This is a genomic window from Micromonospora sp. ALFpr18c (assembly GCF_008868155.1).
Taxonomy (GTDB): domain Bacteria; phylum Actinomycetota; class Actinomycetes; order Mycobacteriales; family Micromonosporaceae; genus Micromonospora.
Map to the genome: position 1 here is coordinate 73,043 of NZ_WBKR01000006.1, position 7,051 is coordinate 80,093.

A 7,051-nucleotide genomic window follows, 5' to 3' on the forward strand; every position below is an offset into this window, starting at 1 on the left:
AGACGATGACCACCACCAGCAGACCCCTGCCCGAGGCGCCGAACCGGATCGAGCTGGCGATCGGGGGGATGACCTGCGCCGCCTGCGCCGCCCGGATCGAGAAGAAGCTGAACCGGATGGACGGGGTGAGCGCCACCGTCAACTACGCCACCGAGAAGGCCACCGTCCGCTACGCCGACGGCGTCACGCCCGACGACCTGATCGACACCGTCCAGAAGACCGGCTACTCGGCGGCGCTGCCGGCCCCGCCGACCGCAGAGCAGCCGGTGGACCCGCTGCGCGGCCCGCGTACCCGGCTGTGGGTGTCGGTGGCGCTCAGCGTGCCCGTGGTCCTGCTGGCCATGGTCCCGGCCTGGCAGTTCGACTACTGGCAGTGGCTGTCGCTGACCCTCGCCGCACCGGTGGTGGTCTGGGGTGGCCTGCCGTTCCACCGGGCCGCCTGGACCAACCTGCGCCACGGCGCGGCGACCATGGACACGCTGGTCTCGCTCGGCACCCTGGCCGCGTTCGGCTGGTCGCTGTGGGCGCTCTTCCTCGGCGACGCCGGTCTGCCCGGCATGACACACCCGTTCCGCCTCGACATCACCCGCACCGACGGCGCCGGCACCATCTACCTGGAGGCGGCCGCCGGGGTGACGGTGTTCATCCTGGCCGGCCGCTACTTCGAGGCGCGGTCCAAGCGCACCGCCGGCGCGGCCCTGCGCGCCCTCCTCGAACTCGGCGCCAGGGACGTGGCGGTGCTGCGCGACGGCGTGGAGACCCGGATACCGGTGGACCGGCTCGCCGTGGGCGACCGGTTCGTGGTCCGGCCCGGGGAGAAGATCGCCACCGACGGGGTGGTCGACGAGGGCACGTCGGCCGTCGACGCCAGCATGCTGACGGGCGAGTCGGTGCCGGTCGAGGTCGGTCCCGGTGACGGCGTGGTCGGTGCCACGATCAACGCGGGCGGCCGGCTGGTCGTCACCGCCACCCGGGTCGGCGGCGACACCCAGCTCGCCCGGATGGCCGACCTGGTCGAGCAGGCGCAGAGCGGCAAGGCGGCGGTGCAGAGGCTGGCCGACCGGATCTCCGGGGTCTTCGTGCCGATCGTCATCACCCTCGCCGTCGGCACGCTCGGCTGGTGGTTCGGCACCGGTGCCGGCCCGACCGCCGCGTTCACCGCCGCCGTGGCCGTGCTGATCATCGCCTGCCCGTGCGCGCTCGGCCTGGCCACCCCGACCGCGCTGCTGGTCGGCACCGGGCGGGGCGCCCAGCTCGGCGTACTGATCAAGGGGCCGGAGGTGCTGGAGTCGACCCGGCGGGTGGACACCGTGGTGCTGGACAAGACCGGCACCGTGACGACCGGCCGGATGACCCTGGTGGACGCGGTGCCGGCGAGCGGGGAGGACCGCGGCGAGCTGCTCCGGTTGGCCGGGGCGGTGGAGACCGCCTCCGAGCACCCGATCGCCCGTGCGGTCGCCGCGGGCGCCGCCGAGGCCGGCACGCTGCCCCCGGTCACCGGCTTCGCCAACCTCGAGGGGCTGGGCGTGACCGGCACCGTCGACGGGCGGGTCGTGCTGGTCGGTCGGCCCCGGCTGCTGCGCGAGCGGGGACTCGACGTACCGCCGGAGGTCGAGTGGGCCGTCAGCGACGCGGAGGCCGCCGGCCGGACGGCGATCCTCGCCGGTTGGGACGGGCGGGCCCGAGGGGTCCTCGCGGTCGCCGACGTGGTCCGGCCGACCAGTCGGGCGGCCGTTGCGCGGTTGCGCGCGCTGGGGCTCACCCCGATCCTGCTGACCGGGGACAACGCCACCGTGGCCCGCGCGGTCGCCGCCGAGGTGGGCGTGGACGAGGTGATCGCCGAGGTGCTGCCCGCCGGCAAGGTCGACGTCGTGAAGCGGCTCCAGGCCGAGGGGCGGTCGGTGGCGATGGTCGGTGACGGGGTCAACGACGCCCCGGCGCTGGCCCAGGCCGACCTGGGTCTGGCCATGGGCACCGGCACCGACGTGGCGATCGAGGCGTCCGACCTCACGCTCGTCCGAGGCGACCTGGACGCGGCGGTGGACGCGATCCGACTGTCCCGGCGCACGCTCGGCATCATCCGGGGCAACCTCTTCTGGGCGTTCGGCTACAACGTGGCGGCCCTGCCGTTGGCCGCCGCCGGGCTGCTCAACCCGATGATCGCCGGCGCCACCATGGCGTTGTCCTCGGTCTTCGTGGTGGCTAACAGCCTGCGCCTGCGCCGGTTCCGCCCGGCTGCTGGTGATCTGTGACGGCGGTAATGGTTGGAGTGGTGACGGCGGGGGTACCTCTGGGTTCGTAGAGACGCTTGCAATTGGAGGTTGGCAATGGGTATCGACGACAAGATCAACAACGCCACCGAGGACGCGACCGGCAAGCTGAAGGAAGGCGCCGGTCGGGCCACCGACAACGAGCAGCTCGAGGCCGAGGGCCGCGCTGACCAGTCCACCGCCAAGCTCAAGCAGGCCGGCGAGAAGATCAAGGACGCCTTCAAGAGCTGACGTACGGCGTAACCCGCACGCCGGGCCGGTGATCATTTACCGGCCCGGCGTCGCGCTGACCAGCCGGTCCGAATCAGTGAAGCCGGCATCCGACCCCCTGACGACATCTTCTCCGGGTCAGTGTCGCCCGCCTTGATGAAGTTGTGGGCGAACGGCTGGCAGGGAGGTGCTTTTAACAACCCCCACTGCCGCTCGCGCTAGCGCCGGCTCCGGGGAGGCCGCTTACGCAGCACGACCGCAATCGCGCCGATCGCGGCCAGGGCAATTCCGCTGATGGCAGGAATCGCTACCCGGGGCGACGTCGCCCATCTCCTCGGCGCTGCTCAAGACGATGCAGAGCAGCGCCCCGATGGACAGCGCCGTCACCAGCAACAACCCCGCGATCAGGGCGTTCTCCGTGCTGCCAGGTCCCCCGGGCTGGTGCGGCCCGGTACCTCTCGTTACCGTGGTCACTGGGTCTCGTTCTCCCTCATAGATGGTCCTTGCCTCGGACATGAGCGGACGTGACCGTTCAAGGCGGCCCCGGGGAGTGCCATCCCCGGGAGCCGGCCGCCTTGACCTGGCGAGCCAGGCCGGCTACTTCCGTTGGAGCAATCTAGCTTTCGCACCGGACAGCGACCCCACCACTGAGCGTTCAGCGGCCCGTCTCGCGCGCTCGGTTGGACTGTAACGGCACCTCCCTCCACTACCGACTCGCCCGCGCGTGCGCCAGGGCGTCGCAGCTAGAGGGCAAATGCACATCAGTGCGACAACTTGCGGGGTGTCGCTGTGGATAAGTATGTGGACGCTGTCTGACGGATCGCCGTTTTCGCCGTCGGTGCTCCGCGCAGGTGTGCCAGACGTGCCCCGAGATGAACTACCGGGGGCTGGCCGCCAACTACCTGTCCGGCGCAGAGAAGCGGGACGATGAATCGGGGGTCAAGCTGAATGCCAACGACCTCCGCCAGTGCGGCGCGGCGTACGCGATGCTGGCCGTTGCGCAGGAGTTGAACCGACTCCGCGACGCCGTGGAGGACGTAGCCGACAAGCTCGATGGCCCGGGTGCCTCCGACGCCGGCACGAGCCTCTACTACATCTCGGACTGGCTCAAGGGTGTGGTGGAGAAGCAGTAAGCGGTACAGCAGACGGCCCGGACCTTGGCAGGGTCCGGGCCGTCTCAGCTTTCGTCACGCGCTTGGTGCGGCCGGTGCTTCTTGATCCACGCTTCGACGTCGGCGCGGTCCCAGACTCGCACCTTGCCGCTGGCGACCGTATCAATCGGTGCCGGGAAGGTCGCGCGGTTCGTGATCTCGGTGGCGCGGGTGCGCGACACGCCGCCGAGCATGTCCGCGATGTCGGAGAGCGCCACGAGTCTCACGCCATGACCGTATGTACGTGTTACGTGCGCACGTTGCCACTTCCAAGCTTGGCGGTGCGCACGTTGCAATGGAGGCTGGCGGGGCGACAACCGGATGCGGTCCGGTCACCTGATCAGGGATCGGTGGCCGGACCTGCCCGTTCTGGAGGTAGAGCCGTGGCCATGGACGACGGACCTGTGACGCCAGCGCTGGTCGTTTGGACCGCGCAACGGGTGATCACCCAGCATCACAAGCCACCCAGCGAGCACCGGGCCACCGGAGGCTGCGCACAGTGCCAGGGCGACCGGTGCGACATGCTGACGTGGGCACGAGACACGCTCAAGGCGCACCGCAGGTGATCGAGCGGGAGTTGCCCCGGTCGGTGTGGGTGCCGATGCTGGCCCGGCAGACCATCGCGCAGCACCAGGCGCATGGGTCGTGCCAGCGCTGCCGGCCAGGTGGGTGCAGCGAACTGCGGTGGGCGCGCGACCGGTTGAAGGCGTACCGGGTGGTCGGGACCGATCGCAGCGTTACTAGAAATCCCTCATCTGCATAATCGCCGAGGACGCCGTCGCGCCTACCTGATCGACCAGGTGGTACCCGAGTGGGGCGCGCGCTGTCCGGCCGTCGACCCCGTGGTCTGACCGCGCGGCTGTCGGGCGGTCAGTGCCGCCCGGCGGCCAGCCGCGCCGCCCGCACCTCCAGGTAGCGCTGCTCCGGCAGGCTCGTGGTGCCACGCGCCGCCGCCAGGTACGCCTCCCGCGCCGCACCGGGCTCACCGGCCAGCTCCAGCAGGTGCGCCCGGACGGCGGCGAGCCGGTGGTGCCCGGCCGTGCGCTCGTCGGCGTCCAGTGGTGTGAGCAGGGCCAGCCCGGCGCGTGGACCGTCCACCATGGCGACCGCCACCGCCTGGTTGAGGGTGACCATCGGGTTCGGGGCGATCCGGGCCAGCAGCCGGTAGAGCGCGACGATCTGCCGCCAGTCCGTCTGCGCCGCCGTCGGCGCCTCGGCGTGCACGGCGGCGATCGCCGCCTGGAGCTGGTACGGGCCGGGTGGCGACCAGGTCAACGCCTCCGTGATCAGCACGATCCCCTCCGCGGTGGCGGCGGCGTCCCAGCGGCTGCGGTCCTGCTCGGCCAGCGGCACCAACTCGCCGTCCGGACCCACCCGGGCCGCCCGGTGCGCGTCGGTGAGCAGCATCAGCGCCAGCAGGCCGGCCACCTCACCATCGTCGGGCAGCAGCCCGTGCAGGATGCGGGCCAGCCGGATCGCCTCGCCGGTCAGGTCGACCCGGTGCAGATCCGGCCCGCTGGAGGCCGTGTACCCCTCGTTGAAGATCAGATAGAGCACCCGCAACACCGTGCGTAGCCGCTCCTCCCGCTCACCCGGCGCCGGCATGTCGAAGCGGGCGCCCGCGGCCTCGATCCGCTGCTTCGCCCGGCGGATCCGCTGGCTCATCGTCGCCTCCGGCAGCAGGTGCGCCCGGGCGATCTGGGCGGTACTGAGCCCGCCGACCGCGCGCAGCGTGAGCGCCACCTGCGCCGACCCGGCCAGTGCCGGATGACAGCAGAGAAACAGCAGGGTGAGGGTGTCGTCGGCGTCCGCCACCGTCGGCTCCGCGTCGGCCGGTGGCGCCACCTGACCGTACGCCGGCTCCCGCAACGCCACCGCCATCTCGCGGTCGCGGCGGGCGCGCTCGCTGCGCCACTCGTCGGTGAGCCGGCGGGTGGCGACGGTGAGCAGCCAGGCACGGGGATTGTCCGGTACGCCCTGCCCGGGCCATTGCAGGGCGGCGGCGAGCAGCGCCTCCTGGACCGCGTCCTCACACCTGTCGAACTGCCCGTGCCGGCGGACCAGCAGGCCGAGGACCTGCGGCGCGAGCGTGCGCAGCAGATCCTCGACCGTCCGGTCCCCGGTCACATCTCCGTCCCGGCCTCGTCCATGATCGGACGGACCTCCATCGCGCCGCCGAAGCGGACGTCCGGCCAGCGGGCGGCGGTCCCACGCCGATCGGGTCAGCGCCGATCGGGCCGTCCGGGCACCTGTCGAGGCTTCCCGCCGCCGCCGCCGACCTCCAGCGACGCCCGGTCGGCGGCCGACGTGCCCGACGACCAGCCCTCGGCGTCGCGGACACTGAGCCGGTGCCGGGTGACGCCGGGGAACAGGGTGTCCAGCCGCTCCCGGACCGCCTCGCCGCGCTTGGCGAGCACCGGCAACAGCCGCTCCGCCCCAGCCGTCCCGGCCGCCGCCTGGTCCGCGGCGTCGGTGGCCGCGTCGGTGGCCGTCCGCAGCCGCTCACCGATGCGCAGCGCGAACGCGTTGAGGAACGACTCGTCCCACACCTTCGTCCGCCGGCCCGACCCCGCTCGGCGCTCGGTACGCCCGCGCAGCATCGCGGCGGTCGCCTGGACCAGCAGCGACGTGTAGAGCAACTCCACCGCCACCAGGTCCGCCGGCCAGCCCAGCACGGTGGTGAAGCCCAGGTCGTCGGACCAGACCGCCTCGCACCGGTTCGCCGCAGCCACCTCCTGCACCAGCAGGGCCTTCGCGCCCGCGTACGGGGGGTCGGTGCTCAGCCGGACTCCGCCCGGCACGTCGCCGCTCTCCGCCCCGGCGGCCAGTAACGCCTCGTCGATGCTGTGCCGGGCGATCAACTCCTGTGCCTTGCCGGTCAACGCCTCCGCCTCGGCCGGGAAGGTCGTCGACTCGGCCTTCGCCAGCAGCGCCCGTACCCGATCCAGCATCGGCGACCCACTGCGGGCCGTACCGGCCGCGCGGGGGATCGCCGCGCCGGTCGAGCCGGGCGGCGGGCGTAGCACCGCGATCGGCGGCAGGCTCTCCACCAGCGCGAGTACGTCGATGGCGGCGCGGAGGGCGTCGACCCGGTCCAGCCCTTCGCGGCTGGCCCAGCCGGCCAGCACGCCCCGGTCGTCGTGGCGCACCTCGGCGGTCAGCTCGCGGAGCTGGTCGTCCCACCAGGCGGGGACCGGCTCGGCCTGCTCGCGCCGCTGGGCGGCCATCGCGTCACCGACCAGCCGGGCCGCGCGGGCGTCGAGCCGTCGCGCGGTGAGCCGGTGCACGTCGGCCGGTTGCCACCCGCGCGGCCAGAGCCGCCCCAGGCCACGGACCAGGCGACGCAGCAACGCCGCGTCGACCGCCGTGGTGCCGTCCGCCGCGCCGGTGCCGACCATCAGCTGGTCCAGCTGCCGTTCG

The 7,051-nt window shown here is 72.6% G+C and carries 6 protein-coding genes; 3 read left to right on the forward strand and 3 right to left on the reverse strand.

What is annotated here, in order from left to right; translation table 11 throughout:
- Positions 1–5: 5 nt before the first annotated feature.
- The 3 genes from F8271_RS02805 (at position 6) to F8271_RS02815 (ending at position 3,613) form a co-directional block, all read left to right on the forward strand.
- A complete protein-coding gene (locus F8271_RS02805; RefSeq protein WP_151488015.1) occupies positions 6–2,252 on the forward strand; it encodes a cation-translocating P-type ATPase in 2,247 nt (748 codons plus the stop codon).
- 75 nt (positions 2,253–2,327) lie between these two features.
- Positions 2,328–2,501, forward strand: coding sequence for a CsbD family protein (locus F8271_RS02810; protein ID WP_036390803.1), 174 nt, complete (start codon positions 2,328–2,330; stop codon positions 2,499–2,501).
- A gap of 851 nt (positions 2,502–3,352) precedes the next feature.
- The gene (locus tag F8271_RS02815; RefSeq protein ID WP_151488016.1) at positions 3,353–3,613 is read left to right on the forward strand and encodes a hypothetical protein; all 261 of its coding nucleotides are present in this window, start codon (positions 3,353–3,355) and stop codon (positions 3,611–3,613) included.
- Between the two features lie 44 nt (positions 3,614–3,657).
- On the opposite strand, the gene F8271_RS02820 is transcribed toward F8271_RS02815, so the two are convergent.
- The 3 genes from F8271_RS02820 to F8271_RS02835 all read right to left on the reverse strand — a co-directional run.
- Entirely contained in the window at positions 3,658–3,858 is a 201-nt protein-coding gene (locus F8271_RS02820; RefSeq protein WP_151488017.1) for an AlpA family transcriptional regulator, read from the reverse strand.
- A 643-nt stretch (positions 3,859–4,501) separates the two neighbouring features.
- Complete coding sequence (locus F8271_RS02825; RefSeq protein ID WP_151488018.1) at positions 4,502–5,758, reverse strand: RNA polymerase sigma factor; 1,257 nt, start codon at positions 5,756–5,758, stop codon at positions 4,502–4,504.
- 95 nt (positions 5,759–5,853) lie between these two features.
- Positions 5,854–7,051 (reverse strand): DUF2786 domain-containing protein (locus F8271_RS02835; RefSeq protein ID WP_225854128.1); only part of this gene is annotated, 1,198 nt, incomplete at its 5' end.